The sequence below is a fragment of the Paenibacillus sp. RUD330 genome, from assembly GCF_002243345.2.
Classification (GTDB): Bacteria; Bacillota; Bacilli; order Paenibacillales; family Paenibacillaceae; genus Paenibacillus_O.
On record NZ_CP022655.2, the window covers coordinates 1052152 to 1068314 of the forward strand.

General features: G+C 60.7%; 10 protein-coding genes. 6 read left to right on the forward strand and 4 right to left on the reverse strand.

Annotation, left to right across the window (positions count from 1 at the left end; translation table 11 throughout):
* Nucleotides 1–211: 211 nt before the first annotated feature.
* Nucleotides 212–1507 carry a glycoside hydrolase 5 family protein gene (locus CIC07_RS04655; protein WP_076358754.1) on the forward strand — a complete coding sequence of 432 codons (1296 nt, stop codon included), beginning with the start codon at nucleotides 212–214 and terminating at the stop codon, nucleotides 1505–1507.
* A 927-nt stretch (nucleotides 1508–2434) separates the two neighbouring features.
* Here the strand turns inward: CIC07_RS04655 and CIC07_RS04660 are convergent.
* From CIC07_RS04660 to CIC07_RS04670, 3 genes are all read right to left on the reverse strand, one after another.
* Nucleotides 2435–3613, reverse strand: coding sequence for a glycine C-acetyltransferase (locus CIC07_RS04660; protein ID WP_076358755.1), 1179 nt, complete (start codon nucleotides 3611–3613; stop codon nucleotides 2435–2437).
* 134 nt (nucleotides 3614–3747) lie between these two features.
* The gene (gene tdh / locus CIC07_RS04665) at nucleotides 3748–4794 is read right to left on the reverse strand and encodes an L-threonine 3-dehydrogenase (protein ID WP_076358756.1); all 1047 of its coding nucleotides are present in this window, start codon (nucleotides 4792–4794) and stop codon (nucleotides 3748–3750) included.
* A 210-nt stretch (nucleotides 4795–5004) separates the two neighbouring features.
* Nucleotides 5005–5553, reverse strand: coding sequence for a helix-turn-helix domain-containing protein (locus CIC07_RS04670; protein WP_175619213.1), 549 nt, complete (start codon nucleotides 5551–5553; stop codon nucleotides 5005–5007).
* A gap of 249 nt (nucleotides 5554–5802) precedes the next feature.
* On the opposite strand from CIC07_RS04670, the gene CIC07_RS04675 reads away from it, so the two are divergent.
* The 5 genes from CIC07_RS04675 (at nucleotide 5803) to CIC07_RS04695 (ending at nucleotide 12001) form a co-directional block, all read left to right on the forward strand.
* Nucleotides 5803–6843: a LacI family DNA-binding transcriptional regulator gene (locus CIC07_RS04675; protein ID WP_076358758.1), complete on the forward strand. Its 1041-nt coding sequence runs from the start codon at nucleotides 5803–5805 to the stop codon at nucleotides 6841–6843.
* Between the two features lie 318 nt (nucleotides 6844–7161).
* Nucleotides 7162–8115 carry an ABC transporter permease gene (locus CIC07_RS04680; protein ID WP_442953360.1) on the forward strand — a complete coding sequence of 318 codons (954 nt, stop codon included), beginning with the start codon at nucleotides 7162–7164 and terminating at the stop codon, nucleotides 8113–8115.
* A 13-nt stretch (nucleotides 8116–8128) separates the two neighbouring features.
* Complete coding sequence (locus CIC07_RS04685) at nucleotides 8129–9010, forward strand: carbohydrate ABC transporter permease (protein ID WP_076358760.1); 882 nt, start codon at nucleotides 8129–8131, stop codon at nucleotides 9008–9010.
* A gap of 119 nt (nucleotides 9011–9129) precedes the next feature.
* Entirely contained in the window at nucleotides 9130–10704 is a 1575-nt protein-coding gene (locus tag CIC07_RS04690) for an extracellular solute-binding protein (protein WP_076358870.1), read from the forward strand.
* 16 nt (nucleotides 10705–10720) lie between these two features.
* Complete coding sequence (locus CIC07_RS04695) at nucleotides 10721–12001, forward strand: Gfo/Idh/MocA family protein (protein ID WP_076358761.1); 1281 nt, start codon at nucleotides 10721–10723, stop codon at nucleotides 11999–12001.
* A 214-nt stretch (nucleotides 12002–12215) separates the two neighbouring features.
* Here CIC07_RS04695 and CIC07_RS04700 read toward each other — a convergent pair whose 3' ends face one another.
* Nucleotides 12216–16001, reverse strand: coding sequence for a DUF11 domain-containing protein (locus CIC07_RS04700; protein ID WP_076358762.1), 3786 nt, complete (start codon nucleotides 15999–16001; stop codon nucleotides 12216–12218).
* Nucleotides 16002–16163 lie beyond the last annotated feature (162 nt).

A 16163-nucleotide genomic window follows, 5' to 3' on the forward strand; every position in this document is an offset into this window, starting at 1 on the left:
TGACGGCCGACAAGGATACGGCGGACTCCTCCGGATATCACCGAATCCATCGTTCCAAAACTAAAAAGGAAAGAGAAGTGAAAATGCAAACTAAGTGAACAATTTTTAACATATAATAAAAAGTTTATTTATGTTGAATGAAAATGTGGCTCATGGTATGCTTTTCTTTGAAATCGCTCTCATTTCTTGAGGAAAAGGCAGGGATGCATCCATGACGAGCAAGGAATTCATAAGCCGCGAAGGCAGCCGGCTGATGCTTGGCGGCAAGCCGTTCCGGTTCGGGGGACCCAATATCTATTGGCTTGGGCTCGACGAAAATGTAGGCGGAGTGGATTGGCCGACCGAATTCCGGGTGCTCGACGCGCTGGATACCGCGGTTCAGATGGGTGCCGCCGTCGTCCGCTCGCACACGCTGGCAGCTTCCCAGGGATGTCCCAAGGCACTCTCGCCAAAGCGCGGGGAGTACAATGAAGAAGCGTTCCGCCGCGTTGACTTTGCCATCGCAGAGGCAGGCCGCCGGGGACTCCGGCTGCTGGTTCCTTTTGTGTGCAATTGGGCTTATTACCATGGGGGGAGGGAAACCTTCACTTCCTGGAGAGGGCTCGATGACCCCGAGCTGTTCTATAGGGATCGGTCCGTCATCGAGGACTTCAAGTCGTATATCAGCTTCGTGCTGGACAGAGTGAACAGCCTGACGGGCACGGCCTACAAGGAGGATCCGACGATCATGGCCTGGGAGCTGGGCAATGAGCTGAACGGCGCTCCGGCCGAATGGGTGCGGGAGATCGCCCGCCATATCAAGTCCGAGGACAGCCGCCACCTGGTCGCACACGGCAAGCAGTTCGAGCTTGACCGAGACAAGCTCGGCATTGAAGAGCTGGACATTATCGACGTCCACTATTACCCGGCCGATGCGGGCAAGCTTGCTGCTGATGCCGCTGCTACCGCAGAGGCCGGCAAGGTGTATATCGCCGGGGAGTTCGGATGGCCGGATGGCGATCTGGAAGGCTTTCTCCGCCATGCCGAAGAGGATGAGAGAGTGGCGGGAACTCTGTTCTGGTCGCTGTTCGGGCTCGGCGACAAGGGCGGATACGTGCCGCATTACGATGGGTTCTCGCTTCATTATCCCGGCACTGGCGTCAACGAAGAGATCGGCAGGCGCGTGCTGCGATTGCGGGAGCATGCCTTCCGGATGAGCGGCAGGGACGTCCCGGAGCATCCGATTCCGGAGGCGCCGGCCATCTTGGCGGCCAAGGAGCGGATCGCATTCCGCGGCGTCACCGGTGCGGCGATGTACACGCTCGAGCGCTCCAGCCGCGGAGCCGATGGGCCGTGGCAGACGGTATTCGCAGCCCGGCCGGCCGATAATGACATGCCTTGGCGCGACCCGCTGCGGGCTCATTCCGCCAAGGCGTGGTACCGCGTCAAGGCTCATGCGCCGGACGGTCGGCCGGGAGCTTGCTCGCTGGTCTTTGAGTCGGAGGCTTTTACGCCGGAGAGCGGGTAGGGTGGAGTGGAGGCTCTCGCGTCGGAGAGTCCATATGAGAGTCGGAGAGTCCATATAGGAGTCGGAGAGTCCGTATGAGAGTCGGAGAGTCCGTATGAGAGTCGGAGAGTCCATGTAAGAGTCGGAGAGTCCGTATGAGAGTCGGAGAGTCCATGTAAGAGTCGGAGAGTCCATGTAAGAGTCGGAGAGTCCGTATGAGAGTCGGAGAGTCCATATGAGAGTCCATATAAGAGTCGGAGAGTCCACGCCGGAAAATGGATGGGGAAGAGTGAGCGACGTTGACGTCAAAGAGCAGGAGCCAGCCTTCTCTAATTCCACATGCATGGAGCCAACCAGCCGCAAATGAATTGAAACCAACCAGCTCCACATGAATTGAAACCAACCAGCTCCACATGAATTGGAACCAACAGCCATTTCTTAATGCAACGCCGGGAACAGGCATAAGCGGCTATGTGATCATGCTGTGCTCACGGTCAGCAACAAATGAAGTCCTCCATGGCAGTGAGAAACCAAGCCTGAAACGGACTAGTCAGCCAGCTAGGGTGCAGAGAGGCCGCTGAGCTTTCCCTGAACTACGCATAATCACCTAAAATCAGCAACATCTTTTTCAAGGGAATCTATCCACCCCTCGAACATCATTTCGGACCGCACCAACCAACTAATCTTTGGGCTGCTGTGTGCTATCGGACATCAGATCCGTTATTTCGCCTGTTTTGCTGGAAAAGGCTTTCTATCGGACATCAGATCCGTTATTTAGATCAAAATGGACTTTTTGGTCACTTAAAGCCTCAATTAGCGGATCTGATGTCCGTTAAATTTTTTTTAATGCCTGAAAATAGGGAAATAGCGGAACCTATGTCCGATAGCCCAAAAAAAGCTGTCCCTGCCGTCGAAGGACGGGGGACAGCTTTTTCAATACCGAAACGATCAGCCCAGCAGGCCGAACTCGCGGCCGACCTTGAGCAGCGCCTGGCGGGCGAACTCGAGATCCTCGGCCGAGTGGGACGCCGTGATGATGAAGCGGACGCGGCCCTTGTCGGCCGCTACGGTCGGATACACGATCGCCGGAGCGAATACGCCCTCCTCGAGCAGGCGAGCCGAGAATTCCATCGTGCGGGCCGCATCGCCGATGACGATCGGGATGATCGGCGTCTCGCTGGCGCCGGTGTCGAAGCCGTCGCCCTGCAGCTGCGAGCGGAACGAGTTCGCCGACGCCCACATGCGCTCGCCCAGCTCGGGGCTGCTGCGCAGGACGCGGATCGCCTCGAGGCAGCTGGCTGCGACGGCCGGAGTCTGCGACGTGCTGAACAGGAACGGCCGCGCCTTGTGGATAAGGTACTCCTTGAGCGCGAGGCTGCCTGCCGCGTAGCCGCCGACGACGCCGACGGCCTTGGACAGCGTGCCGATCTGGATGTGCACGCGGCCGTTCAGGCCGAAGTGGTCGGTCGTGCCCTTGCCGTTCTTGCCGAGCACGCCGCTCGCATGGGCGTCGTCGACGCAGACGATCGCGTCGTAACGCTCGGCCAGCTCGACGATGTCCGGCAGCGGAGCGATGTCGCCGTCCATGCTGAAGACGCCGTCGGTGACGATGTAGCGGCGGCTGAACGAGCCGGATTCCTTCAGGATTTCCTCCAGCTGGTTCATGTCCTTGTGCTTGAAGATGCGGCGGGCCGCCTTGGTCAGGCGGATGCCGTCGATGATGCTGGCATGGTTGAGCTCGTCGCTGATGACGACGTCCTCAGCCTGCAGCAGCGTGCCGAACACGCCCTGGTTGGTCGTGAAGCCGGACTGGAACACCAGCGCGGCCTCCGTTCCCTTGAATTCGGCGAGCTCCCGCTCCAGCTGGTCATGGATGTCGAGCGTGCCCGAGATCGTGCGGACGGAGCCGCTGCCGACGCCGTACTTCTCGATCGCCTCGATCGCGGCCTGCTTCATCCGGGGATGATCGGTCAGGCCCAGGTAGTTGTTGGAGGCCATCTGCAGAATGCGGCGGCCGCCCATCTCCATCCACGGGCCGGAGCCGCTCTCCCAAACGGCGGGCAGGCGATAGCGCCCCTGCCGCTTCAGCTCCTCCAGTTCGTCCTTCAGTCCGTCTAGTCCAGCCATTGGCGGATCTCTCCTTTTTGAACGGGGCCGCGTCGGCCCTTTAGTTGTCCCTGGTGGTCACGGGTTGACGCTGGTTACCAGGGTTGACGCTGGTTGCTGGGATAGCGTTTCATGATCAAATGCGGCGGAAAAATCTACTCGTGCTTGAACACGATCTTGGCGCATTGCCCGGAGCCCATCAGCTCGAACGCTTCCTCGAAGCGGTCCAGCGTGAACGTATGGTCGACGAGCGGCCGCAGGTCGATCCGGCCCGCGTCGAGTAGGCCCTTGATCTGATGCCAGGTTTGGTACATTCTTCGGCCCGTGATTCCGTATACCTGCAAGCCCTTGAAAATGATGTGGCGGGCCAGGTCGATCGGCACCGCCTTGGACGGAATGCCGAGCAGCGAGACGCGTCCGGCGTTCGCCATCGCTTCGAGCAGGCTGTTGATCGCGTGGCCGTTGCCCGACATCTCGAGGCCGACCTCGACGCCTGCGCCGTCCGTCAGGCCGCGCAGCTCCGCCGCGACATCCTTGCCCGGCTCCGACTTGATGCAGGCGTCCGCGCCGAGCTTGGCCGCCATGCCGAGCCGGTAGTCATGCAGGTCGACGGCGATGATCCTGCCCGCGCCGACGGCTTTGGCGACCTGGATCGCCATAAGGCCGATCGGGCCGCAGCCGATGACGGCGACGGACTTGCCGACGATGTCTCCCGCCATGACGGTGTGGACCGCGTTGCCGAGCGGATCCTGGAGGCAGGCCAGCTCATGCGGCAGCGAAGGATCGTTGTGGATGATGTTGACCGCCTTGGTCACGGCGTATTCCGCGAAACAGCCCGGAGCGCTGATGCCGAAGCTGCGCGTATTCGGGCATACATGCGCGTTGCCGGAGCGGCATTGCTTGCAGGTGCCGCAGACGATATGGCCCTCGGCCGACACATGGTCGCCGACGGCGACATTCGTGACAGCGCTTCCGACCGATTCGACGATGCCGGAGAATTCGTGGCCGAACACATTCGGAGTCACGACATTCTGCTCCGCCCATTCATCCCAGTGATAAATATGCATATCGGTGCCGCAGATGGAGCTTGCCTTCACCTTGATGCGGACTTCGTCGGCGGCTATTTGCGGAACCGGCACTTCCATGAGCACGGCGCCGGCTTTGCGCTCCGCCTTGACCAAACCAATCATCGTATCCTTCATTTTTCATTCTCCTCTGATCAAGAATGATCGTCATAACGAACATATGTGCAGTATATGGTACTGCTTCGTATGTAATAGTATATTAGCCGACCCCGCTTTGTAAACAACAAAAAACAACCTTCGGCGAAGGTTGTTGAATGGCGGAAAACCCTTATGGGGCGCGCGTTCGCGCCGGTTGGACGGCCGTCCGCGAGGGGCAGACACGACCCCTCAGAACGGGTAGAGAATGATGCTTTGAAGCTCGGTCTCCTCTTCCCCGGACTCATTGAGATACGTATGCGGCTGGCCGGCGTCGAAGCGGATCGCGTCGCCGGTTCCGGCCGTGTAGGACTGGTTGCCGATGACCATGCGGAGCGTTCCGCGTGTGACGGTGACGAACTCCTCGACGCCCTCGTGATGGGGCTCGGCCTCGTAGACGCAGCCGGGCAGCATGACGACCCGGTAGATCTCGAAGCGGGAGCTGTCGTTGTACGAAAACTGCGGGTAGCTCATGTACTTGCCGTCCCCGGCCAGAATCGGGGAGCGGACGGAAGCCTTCACAAGCGTGACGGAAGGGCGCTCCTCTTCGATCAGGTCGGAGACGGAGATGCGCAGCCCGCTCGCGATTTTCCACAGCACCGTGATGGTCGGGTTGGAATCGGCGCGCTCGATCTGGGCGAGCATCGTCTTGCTGACCCCGGTCAGCTCGGACAGCTTGTCCAGGCTGTAGGCCCGGGCCTTGCGGATTTTCTTCAAGTTGCGGGCAACCCGCAGCACCATCGTGTCCACTGCATAACCTCCATGCTTTTTTGTCTTGGTCCGCAGATCCCAATGGAGACCATTGAGCGCTCATGTTTTCCTTTTGCCTGCAAACGCTCTTCTCGGCCGGAATCGGCCTGTCTATCCGCTCGGTTCATTATCGTTCATTTTATCACGTCAGGCCGGTGAAGGGGCAAGTATATCTCCGCTTCTCCGATATGATAAGATGGTTGAAGCATAATTGGAGTCAGCGAATGGAGGTACGGGCAAGTGGCCAAGCTCAAGGACATCGCCGATCTGCTCGGCGTGTCGATCTCTACGGTATCCAGGGCGATCAGCGGCGATACGTCGAGGCCCGTCAGCGAGGAGACCAAGCGCAAGATCAAGGCGGCCGCCATCCAGGTCGGCTATCCGCTGCAGGGAATGGCGCCTCAGGCAATCGGAATGCCTTTGCAATATGTATGCATCCTGCCCGGCAATCTGATGGGCAACCATCCTTATTTTGCCGAAGTGCTCGAAGGCTTCCACGGCAGGCTGGCGGAGATGGGGCTGCCGCCGGCGATCATGCGCTCCTATGAGGAGCTGCGGGAGGCGGGCAAGCTGCGTTCCATGCTGGACGAGACCGGAGCGGGAGCGGTGCTCGCCCTGGGCTGGTATGACCGGGGCATGCACCGGACGCTGGTCGACAGTGGCATCCCGGTGGCGGGGGTGAGCCTCAACGACGATTCCATCCGGATTCCGACCGTCGACTGCGACCGCATGTCCGCGGCCCGGATGGCGGTCCGGCATTTGCTGGATCAGGGCCATCGCCGGATCGGATATGTCGGGGGCCCCGCCTTCGACAAGATCATGGAGAACGACGAGCGGTATCTCGGCTACAAATTCGCCATTCTGCAGGCCGATCTGCCGTTCCGGCCGGAATGGATCGTCGATGCGGACTGGAGCGTGGAAAAGAGCTATGCCGATACGGCCGCCATGCTCAGCGCGCTGGCGCCGGAGGACAGGCCGACCGCCTTGTTCTGCGCCAGCGACACGCTCGCCATTCCGGCGATGCGGGCCGCCATGGACCTGGGATGCCGGATTCCGGAGGATATCGCGTTCGCCGGAATGGACAACATCGAGCTGGCGCAGTATACGTCGCCGCCTCTGACATCCGTGCATGTGCCGAGGCTGGAGATCGGCCGGACCGCCTGCAAGTTCCTGTACGACTTCGCCCGCGGAGAGTACAGGGATGTGCCGAAGCTGCTGCTGCCTTGCTCGCTCGTTGTACGCGAATCCTCCGATCGGCGGCTGGACTCTTCCCGGACCTGACGTTTCATCGTCAGGTTTTTTTGCGGCTCGATATCCAAAAATTTTGGATAAATTCCTCCAAAATGTTATTGCCGGTTTGGATCTTTTCTGATAACTTAGAAAACAAGATGGCTCGGGAGCGGAGTAAAACGAGAAATGAAAGCGTTATCTATTTAAATGCAAATAAGATGAGGCCCTTTCTCCGACTTCTATCATCCAAACGGCAGATAATTAACCAAAAATATTTGGAATAATGCGTTGACTTTTTGGATATCGATCTCATATGATAGATTCACGTAAACAAACCTACCGCACCTGGAGGGCGATCAACCGATGGCGATGCTTCAGCAAGAGCATGCAAGCCGAAAACCGTTGAAAAGCACAGCCGCAATCTCCCGTTTCAGCAATATCCTCCGCAATTGGCAGCTCTATGTCATGATTTCTCCGGTACTCGCTTATTACATCCTGTTCCACTACGTTCCGATGTACGGCATTCAGATCGCCTTCAAGGACTTCCGGATCAACAAGGGAATTTGGGACAGCCCCTGGGTCGGACTGAAGCATTTCGACCGGTTCTTCAACAGCTACTTCTTCGAGAGGCTGATCTCCAACACGATCGAGCTCGGCCTGTATCTGATCGTCATCGGCTTTCCGATTCCGATCATTCTGGCTCTCCTGCTCAATGAGGCGAAGGCCGAGAGATTCAAGAAGTTTGTCCAGACGATCACGTACGCCCCGCATTTCCTCTCGACCGTCGTCGTGGTCGGCATGATGATGATCTTCCTGAACCCCCGCTACGGCCTCGTCAATCAGTTCATCAGCGCGCTCGGAGGCGACACCGTCAACTTCATGGCGAATCCGTCGTGGTTCAAGACGCTCTATGTGCTCTCCGACGTCTGGCAGACGATGGGGTGGAGCTCCATCATCTATCTCGCCGCGCTCGGCGGCATCGACACCCAGCTGCATGAAGCGGCGCGCGTCGACGGAGCGAGCCGCATCCGCCGCATCTGGCACATCAATCTGCCGGGCATCCGTCCCACCATCGTCATCCTGCTCATCCTGAACCTCGGCAGCGTCATGGCGATCGGCTTCGAGAAGGTGCTGCTCATGCAGAACAACCTCAATCTGGCCAGCTCCGACATCATCGATACCTATGTGTACCGCAGCGGCATCCTGGACGCCAACTACAGCTTCTCGGCCGCCATCGGCCTGTTCAGCGCCGTCATCAATTTCCTGCTGCTCGTGGTCGTGAACGCCGTCGCCCGGCGTGCCGGGGGAACCAGCCTATGGTAAGGGAGAGAGAAGCATGACCGCAGCAAGAGAGGACCGGATGTTCAATATCGTCGTTTATTCCCTGCTTTCCCTCGTCGCCTTATGCGTGCTGTATCCGCTCGTCTACGTCGTCAGCGCGTCCTTCAGCGATCCCCAGTACATCATGGGCGGAGAGATCTGGCTCTGGCCGAAGGGAATGACGATCGATTCCTACGCGAGCATCTTCAACAACGACGCGATCGTGCGGGGCTTCCTGAACACGCTGCTCTACACGGCGGCAGGCACGGCGCTCAATCTCGTCATGACGATTCTCGCCGCTTATCCGCTTTCCCGGAGCGATTTTGCCGGACGCAACCTGTTCATGGGACTGATGGTGTTCACGATGTTTTTCGGCGGAGGCCTCATTCCGACCTACCTGCTGATCAAGAACCTTCATCTGCTGAATACGTTCTGGGTCATGATCCTGCCGGGAGCGGTATCGGTGTGGAACATCATCATCATGCGGACTTACTTCCAGCAGTCGATTCCGGCGGAAATGCAGGAGGCCGCCGTCATCGACGGCTGCTCCAACTTCCAGACGCTGATCCGGATCGTGCTGCCGCTGTCCATGCCGATCATCGCCGTGACCGTGCTGTATTACGCGGTCGGCCACTGGAACGCCTTCTTCAACGCGCTGCTCTACTTGTCCGACCGCAAGCAGTTCCCTCTCCAGCTCATCCTGCGGGAAATCCTGATCCAGGGACAGACCGACGAGATGGTGAGAGCTTCGACCGAGTCGGCCATCAAGCAGCAGCGCGCCGTCGAGGGCATCAAGTACGCGGTGCTCGTCGTCGCGAACATTCCGATGTTCCTCCTCTATCCGTTCCTGCAGCGCTACTTCGTGAAGGGGATCATGGTCGGCGCCATCAAGGGCTGATCTTCCATACATGCACTACGAGCTGATGAAGATGCATACCAACGACATCGGGAGGGGTTAGGGTGAACATCGGAAAGAGGCAGGCGAAAGGGGCGCTGGCGCTCGCGCTGGCGGCAGCCATGCTGGCGGCATGCAGCAACAACGGCGGCGGGGACAGCGCCGGTGCGGAAGGCTCAAGCGGAGGGGACGCGGGCATCGAAGCGGCCGGCTTCCCTATCGTCAAGGAGAAGATCGAGGTGTCCGGCTTCGCGGGCAAGTTTTTCGCCAACGTCGACTGGAGCCATCTCAAGCTGTGGCAGGAATACGAGAAGCAGACCAACATCCATATGAACTGGGAGACCGTCCAGAAGGACGGCCTGAAGGAGAAGCGCAACCTGCTGCTTGCCGGCGGCAACTATCCGGAGGTGTTCTATGCCTCGTCCTTCAGCCGCTCCGAGGTGGTCAAGTACGGCGAGCAAGGCGTCTTCCTGCCGCTGAACGATCTCATCGACAAGTACGCGCCGAACTTCAAGGCGATCATGGACAAATACCCGAGCATCAAGCAGGGCATCACGATGCCCGACGGCAACATCTATTCGCTGCCGGTCATCTACGATCCCGACTTCCGCTCCGTCTTCTTCAATACGCCGTGGGTGCGGACGGAATGGCTGAAGAAGCTCGGCCTTCAGGAGCCGCAGGATCTGGACCAGTTCAAGGCGATGCTGCAGGCGTTCAAGACGGGAGATCCGAACGGCAACGGCAAGCCGGATGAAATCGCCTGGGGCGGCACCGGAACGACCGGGCTGATGGGGTATCTCAAAGGCTCGTTCGGCCTGAACAACCGCGGCTCGGCCAATGCCTACGTCGACGAGGATCCCGCCGCCAAGGGCAAGATCCGCTTCGTGGCCGCCGCTCCCGAATACAAGAAGCTGCTGGAGTATGTGCACGGACTGTACGCAGACGGCCTGATCGAGAAGGACATCGCCTCCGTCAAGGCCGAGGAGATCGATGCCAAGGGCACGTCCGGGCTGCTCGGCGTCGTTGACAACGTCGATCCCGTCGCCATCTACAACGACAACGGCTATGTCGGCCTGCCGGTGCTGAAGGGGCCGGACGGCGACCGGATGTACACCTATCTCGGAGCTCCGCTCGGCGGCATCGCGCAGTTCGTCCTGACGGACAAGGCGAAAAATCCGGAAGCGATGATCCGCTGGATGGACTACTTCTATGGCGACGAAGGCATCAAGAACTTCTTCATGGGCTGGAAGGACGACACGTACAAGGAGAACGCCGACGGCAGCGTGGAGTACGTCGACGACATCGCCAAAAACAAGGACGGCCTCAGCCTCGATCAGGCGGTCAGCCGTTATCTCATCTGGCCGGGCGGCCTTTATCCGGGTTATGTGAAGGAGAAGTATTTCAAGGGCGCCGAGGCGCTGCCGACTTCCGTGGCGAACTCCAAGAAAGCCGATCCTTACGTGCTCAAGCCGGACGCCGTCTGGCCGGGCTTCAGCTTCACGGCGGAGGAGCAGGAGGTGCTCTCCACGGTCGGCACGGACATCCAGACCTACGTGGACGAGATGAGGGATAAATTCATCGTCGGAGACGCCAAGCTCAGCGACTGGGACTCCTATGTCTCCACGCTGGACAGCATGGGCCTCAAGCAATATGTCGAGATCTACCAGGCGGCGCTGGACCGCAACAACAAGAACTGAGAAAAGAGGTACAATCATGCCCCCACTTACAGCAGTGCTGATCGGAGCCGGCGCGCGAGGCGCCGGCGGTTATGCCCCTTACGCGCTCGACTATCCCCATGAGCTGCGCCTGACCGCGGTGGCGGAAGCGGATCCGGTGCGTCTGGAGCGGACGGCGGAGAAGCATGGCGTCGCCGCGGAGGAGCGCTACCCGTCGTGGGAAGGTCTGCTGGCCGGGCCGAAGAAGGCGGATATCGCCATCATCTGCACCCAGGACCGGATGCATTACGAGCCGACGATGAGGGCTCTGGCCGCCGGCTACCATGTGCTGCTGGAGAAGCCGATGTCTCCGGATCCGCGGGAGTGCCTCGACATGGAGCAGGCGGCCAGGGATCACGGCCGGCTGCTGAGCATCTGCCATGTGCTGCGCTACACCCCGTTCTGGTCGACGATCAAGGAGATCATCGCCTCGGGCGACATCGGCGAGGTCGCCTCCATCCAGCTCAACGAGAACGTAGGCTACTGGCATATCGCCCACAGCTTCGTGCGGGGCAACTGGAACAATTCCGACAAGGCGAGCCCGATGATCCTGGCCAAATCGTGCCATGACATGGACGTGCTCAGCTGGCTCATGGACAAGAGCTGCGTCAGCGTCAGCTCCTTCGGCTCGCTCATGCATTTCCGCGAGGAGCAGGCTCCCGCCGGATCCGCTGCCCGCTGCCTCGACTGCGCGGTCGAGCCGGACTGTCCGTATTCCGCGCCGCGCTTCTACCTCAGCAAGCCCTACAAGGGCTGGGCAGGGCATTTCTCGCCGAACCTGGAGCGGGAGACGATTCTCGAAGGGCTGCGCACGACCGATTACGGCCGCTGCGTCTACCGCAGCGACAACAACGTCGTCGACCATCAGGTCGTAGCGATGGAGTTCGAGGGCGGAGCGACGGCGATGTTCAGCATGAGCGGCTTCACCTATGAGCAGGAGAGGCGCATCCAGATCATGGGCACACGCGGCGAGATCCGCGGCGAGGAGGACAAGATCACCGTCTATGATTTCCTGACGCACCGCAAAAATGAAATTACGATTCCCGAGCAATGGACCGGCCATGGAGGGGGAGACAGCGGCATCGTCCGCAGCTTCCTGCAGGAGGTCCGTTCCTACAACGGCCAGGAAGGCCTCACCTCCGCAGCCGCTTCCGTGCGCAGCCATCTGATGGCGTTCGCGGCGGAGAAGTCCCGGCTCTCCGGCGGGGCGCCTGTGCGGCTGGCGGATTATGCCGAGGAGATTCTGGCTGCGGGACAGACCGGAGGCATGAACGCCTGACGCCCGGCCGGCTGCAAGCGGAGTTCGCCGTAAGCGCGGCTCGGCGCGCAGCGGCCATGAGCCGGCGCAGCATCGGCAGCTCGGACTTCGAGGCGCGGCTTCGGCTCGCGGCTGAGCCGGTCACGGTTCGGCGGATTCAAGCTTCCATTCAAAAGCAAGACCGAAAAGGAGCCCGGCGCGGGCTCCTTTTCGGTCGTTATGCGGCTCGGCAGGATTATTCCTCGTGCTCCTCGATCGTCACCGATACCGGGTTCGAAGCGCCGTTGCGCGGCACGATATCGCCGCTCGGCAGCAAGAGGCCGTAGCTGAACGAGGCCGTATTCACGACGACCGGATTGAGCGGCGCGAAGTCCGCGTTCGCAAGGAAGCGGATGACCGACGATCCTTGAGCAGGCACCGTGCCGATCGACAGGCGGCTCAGGTTCGACGTGCCCGGCAGCGGCGTGCCGTTCAGGCTGAGGCTTCCCGGAACGAAGGACAATCCGCTTGGAAGCGCATCGGTCAGGACGACGTTCTGGATCGGAGCGGTGTTCGGGTTCGATACGGTCAAGTAGAAGGCGACGGCGTTGCCGGCCGCCACGCTGCTTGCGCTGACCGATTTGGCCAATGTCGCCAGGGCGAGCACCGGCACGAAGACCGGATTCGTTTTCTGGTTGAGCGTGAACGACCGGCCGTTCGGAAAGGTGAAGCTGAAGACGAGATTGCCTTGATTCATCAGCTGCCCCGTAGGCGGATAGGAAACGACCTTGAGCTTGAAGGTGATGAAAGCCGTCGAATTCGCCTCGACCGTGCCGATGAAGGCGCCGGTAAGCATGTTTTCGCCCGGAACGGGGAACCCGTTCAGCGTCAGGCTGTTCTCCACGAACACCGAGCCTGGCGGCAGCAGATCGAACCAGGTCAACTCGGCATTGAAGCTGCCGGTATTGGTGACGACGGTCTGATAGTGCACCTCGTCGCCGACGAAGACATAGGGCTCGGCTGCGCTCTTGACGGCGGTGATGACCGGCTGGGCGATCGTCACGGTCGCGATGTTGGACTGCGAGATGCGGGCCGTTCCTCCGAGGATGAAGGCGGCCGTGGCGAAATCGTTGACGTTGTAGCCCGGCTCCGGCAAGGAGACGATTTCTTCCTGGAAGGTGACGATGACGGCCTGGCCCGGCGCCAGCGTCCCGATGCTGACGCCGGTATTGATGTTGCCGGCTGAAGGAGCGCCGCCGACAGTGACGCTGCCCGGCACGAACACCGAGCCGGGAGTGGAATTGTCCGAGACGATGACATCGGTAGCGGGAAACGCGGATACGCTGCTGACGGTCAGGGTGAAGGTGACGATGTCTCCGACGATGCCGAACGTCTCCGACCCCGACTTCGTGATCGCCACGTCGCCGTCGTTCTCGACGATCTGCACGACGTTGGATGGCGCCGAGCCGCTGCCCGTAGACCCGGAAGGGGATTGGAACGTGAACGCTGCCGCAGCCTGATTGTCGTAAACGCCTGTCGGCGGGCTGGCGGTGAGCGCGACATCGTACGACACGACGACGGACTCGCCCGGAGCGATGCTGCCGATGACGATGCCCGTCAGCGGGCTTGCTGCCGGGACCGGGATGCCGTTCACAAAGACCGAGCCCGCTACGAAGGTGCTGTACGGGTTGAGAGGATCCGTTATGGTCGTCACGGCGGCGACATTGCCGCTGTTCGTCACGGTGACGGAGTAGTTGACGATCTGCCCGACTGCGCCGCCGAACGTATTGGCTCTCTTGACCGGTACGATGACAGGCTGCAGCACGGTGACGTCGACCGGATTGGACGGCGTGATGAACGGTCCTCCGAGGAAGTCATACTCCAGCGAAGCCGTATTGGTCAGCACGGGAGGCGTCGGCACGGCCGTAATGGCCAGGTCGAAGGTGACGGTCGCCGAAGCCCCGACGGCCAGCGTCCCGACCGCGATGCCGGCAAGCGGATCGGCTGCCGGCTGCGGCACGCCGTTCACCGCCGCGCTGCCTGCGACGAAGGCGTAGCCTGCGGGTACCGAGTCGGTCAGCACGGCGTTCAGGATGCCGGCAATGCTGTTGTTGGTGGAGACGACGGTGAAGGCGATGACGTCGCCGACGATGCCGCTCGCCGCGCCGGCGCTTTTGACGACAGTCACATTGGGTGTGTCCATGGGACTGACGACCGGTATGGTGACGATGTTGGAGGGGGAAGATCCGGTCAGCATGCGACCATCCGGCGGCATGTAGGTGAAGGATGCCGTCGATTGATTGACGAGATTGTTTCCTGGAGGCGCGGAGACGACGAGCACCTGGAAGGTGATCGTGGCGGTGGCGCCGGCATCCAATGGGCCTATAGGTATTCCCGTTGTCGGACTGACTCCCGGCACGGCAACGCCGTTGACCGTGACGCTGTTGGGAATGAATGTAGTACCGGCTGGAGTCGGATCGGCAATGGTGACGTTGGCGCTGATGTTCCCTGTGTTGCTGGCAATCAACGCATACGTCACCGGGTTGCCGATGAAGGCGACCGTCGGTTCTCCGCTCTTCACGAGGCCGATGACAGGAGAAAATACAGGGATGTGGACGATGTTGGACGGAACGGAGGTCGAGATGACCGGCGAATCGGGAGTCGGCTGGTACGTATATGCGACGTTCCCCTGGTCGTCGATCGTTCCTCCGAACGGAACAGCCGTCACTTGATAGCGGAAGGTGATGACGGCCGTGGCGCCCGGCGCCAGCAATCCGACCGTGACGCCGGTTTCCGGCGTCGCGCCGGGTACGGGCACGCCGTTCAGCGTGACGCTGTTCGGGATGAAGGCGACACTCGTTTCGTCGATCGTATCGAATACCTGCACGTTGCCGGCATTGACCACGCCTGTATTCTGCACGGTCAGCGCGTACGTGACGATATCGCCGATGACGGCGTCCGCCGCCGGAGTGGACTTGACGATCGTGACGAGCGGCGGGGTGATGTCGATCTGCAGGCCGATGGAGTCGACGAGGTAGCCGTCGCCGCTCGTGGTCAGGTTGAATACGGCCGAGGTCTGCGCATTGAGCAGCGTGCCGGCCACGCTGATATTGGTGACATCGTAGCCTTGCCTGCCGGCTACGATATTGGTGCCGGGGGTTCCGTTGATCTGATTGCGGGTGCCGAAGGTGCCGGTCGTGTCGAGGAGGCCGGCATCTCCGTTGATCTGGGATGCGAAGAAGTTGGCCGCGAAGTTGTTCGGACCGGACAGGGTCGTCAGCGCAGCGGCGGTAGGGCCGAATTGGGCCATGTCCCCGGTCTTGTTGGCGTCGCCTTCCTGGGCGCTGAGCTGCGCGCGGCCGTCCAGTGCGCCTTGGAACGGCGTGGCGAATCCGGTGATGACCGTGCTGACGGGACCGGACGCAGCCTGGATCACGGCGGCCCCGACGCGGATGGACAAGTTCCTCAGCGGCTCGGACGCGTTGGCGTAGGCGACGGCAAGCGTCCACATGGCGTGGTTGGAGGTCGGATCGGGAACGACGATCGTGCCGACGATCCCTCCGGCGGTATAATTGCCCGCGCCGGCCGTCTGCACGATGCCCGTGACATCCGCCGAACGCACGTAGGCGTATGCGGGAGGGTAGGGCGGCGAATTGGAGAGCAGCACATCGAAGCGGGTCGCCGGGTCCGGCGTGATGCTGAACAGCCCCGACGGCGTGGTCAGGCTGACCGGATTGTCGATGAACGCGCTGAGGTCGACGCCGTTGTTGATGTACGTGCCGCCCCATACGAGCTCCGCGTACAGGATGCTGCTGCCGGCCGGAAGCAGCAGAATCGCCGTGGAGTTGTTCAGCGCGTAATTTCCCGTCGTGCCGGGAGGGTACAGGCCGAACGTCTGGCTCGTGTCGGCCGTGACGAAGGCGCCGATGCTGTCTACGGTGCCGGGCACCGCGACCGTATCGGAACGGCTGAGGCCCAGGGTGTTGCCTGTATACGTGATGGCGCCGTTGTTGTTCAGCAAAAACCGGTTGACAAAAGGCATGGTCGATCATCCCCGCTTCCGCATGCTGATAGGTCGATTTAACCTGTATGCGGGCGAAAGCTGAAACATACATGGACATGGCGCGAAGCCGAGCGGGGAGGAGCGGCAAGTAGAGGGAATAATCGGGAGCGGATTCCGTCAAGCCATGGAGCCCGCACACCC

Bases quoted from the DNA above. Each gene is read 5' to 3' on its own strand.
- CIC07_RS04695 (WP_076358761.1), top strand. From the start codon at position 10,721: ATGCCCCCACTTACAGCAGTGCTGATCGGAGCCGGCGCGCGAGGCGCC.
- CIC07_RS04655 (WP_076358754.1), top strand. From the start codon at position 212: ATGACGAGCAAGGAATTCATAAGCCGCGAAGGCAGCCGGCTGATGCTT.
- tdh (WP_076358756.1), bottom strand. From the start codon at position 4,794: ATGAAGGATACGATGATTGGTTTGGTCAAGGCGGAGCGCAAAGCCGGC.
- CIC07_RS04660 (WP_076358755.1), bottom strand. From the start codon at position 3,613: ATGGCTGGACTAGACGGACTGAAGGACGAACTGGAGGAGCTGAAGCGG.
- CIC07_RS04680 (WP_442953360.1), top strand. From the start codon at position 7,162: ATGCTTCAGCAAGAGCATGCAAGCCGAAAACCGTTGAAAAGCACAGCC.
- CIC07_RS04700 (WP_076358762.1), bottom strand. From the start codon at position 16,001: ATGCCTTTTGTCAACCGGTTTTTGCTGAACAACAACGGCGCCATCACG.
- CIC07_RS04670 (WP_175619213.1), bottom strand. From the start codon at position 5,553: ATGGTGCTGCGGGTTGCCCGCAACTTGAAGAAAATCCGCAAGGCCCGG.
- CIC07_RS04690 (WP_076358870.1), top strand. From the start codon at position 9,130: ATGCTGGCGGCATGCAGCAACAACGGCGGCGGGGACAGCGCCGGTGCG.
- CIC07_RS04685 (WP_076358760.1), top strand. From the start codon at position 8,129: ATGACCGCAGCAAGAGAGGACCGGATGTTCAATATCGTCGTTTATTCC.